We start from the raw sequence: 259 nt of genomic DNA, 5'->3' as shown, positions 1-259 counted from the left end.
ACGGCACCGGCAGGCGGCAATCCACCATGCCGCTGATCGAGGTAGCGCGAACCAAGACCAAGCCTGAAGCGCTGGCAGCGCTCGATGAGTGGAAAGCAGTTCACGCTAGCGTTGTTCCTGCGCTCCACCCTGCCGACGTACTGGTCGATGGCATGCGTGGCTCAAGTTCCTTGTGGTACCGAGTGCGCGTGAACCTGCAGCACGTTCCCCAAGCGGATCGCCCCGCCCAAGGAGAACTTATTGCGGACTACGATCCCTG

At 61.8% G+C, this 259-nt stretch carries 1 protein-coding gene; it reads left to right on the top strand.

Annotated elements, in window-relative coordinates:
• Positions 1 to 26: 26 nt before the first annotated feature.
• Positions 27 to 259: hypothetical protein (locus SB724_RS20785; RefSeq protein WP_410572836.1), on the top strand; the 233-nt coding region annotated here is incomplete at its 3' end.

Origin of the sequence: Bacillus sp. SIMBA_031 (assembly GCF_046535225.1) — a bacterium.
In the GTDB taxonomy this organism is placed as follows: Bacteria; Bacillota; Bacilli; order Bacillales; family Bacillaceae; genus Bacillus; species Bacillus velezensis.
The sequence above is the reverse complement of the archived record's forward strand: the minus strand, read 5'-3'. Positions and strand labels throughout refer to the sequence as shown.